We start from the raw sequence: 539 nt of genomic DNA, 5'->3' as shown, positions 1-539 counted from the left end.
TAAATCTACGAGTCTCTTTACTTTAAAAGTTCCTATTGATTTCCAAAAAGCAGATACTAAGTTTAAAGGAACTCTATCGTGGACATTAACAAGTGCTCCATAGAAAAAATAGAACATAAATGGTTCTGTTTCGAACCTTAAAAATAAAAATGTATTAATTCTGATCTTACTATTTTTAGGCAGATCCAATAGAGGGAGCTTTACCTGTTACGATGATTCTATGTTGACCAAACTGTTTATGAATACTTTTTAAGAAAACATAGGCTGCTTGCATATCCCGTTTCTTTCGTAACCAAATATCTAAGGTTAAACGGTTCTGTTGCAAAGTTTTCCAAAAAATCAACAAAAAAAGCGCTAAATTAGCGCTTTTACTTATGTTTAAGGGCTTTAGTATAGCAAAAGTGAGCGACAAGTTCAAGATCCCCTGTTTGCTTTTGTCGCTCCGCTTGTACTCCTCGATTAAAAAAGAGAACATTATTTTCTGAAAGAACTAACGCAGGAAAGGCTTTTCGGATAAAAGACACGAGAATAGCATTTTT

At 33.6% G+C, this 539-nt stretch carries 1 pseudogene; it reads right to left on the bottom strand.

Annotated features, from left to right (window positions below):
* Positions 1-178 precede the first annotated feature (178 nt).
* Positions 179-475 (bottom strand): annotated as a pseudogene (locus tag JKP73_RS23750) (DDE-type integrase/transposase/recombinase); the annotation flags it as partial.
* Positions 476-539 lie beyond the last annotated feature (64 nt).

The sequence above is a fragment of the Virgibacillus salexigens genome, from assembly GCF_014905415.1.
In the GTDB taxonomy this organism is placed as follows: Bacteria; Bacillota; Bacilli; order Bacillales; family Amphibacillaceae; genus Virgibacillus; species Virgibacillus salexigens.
Note: the sequence above shows the minus strand (reverse complement) of the source record. Positions and strands in the feature narration are given on the sequence as shown.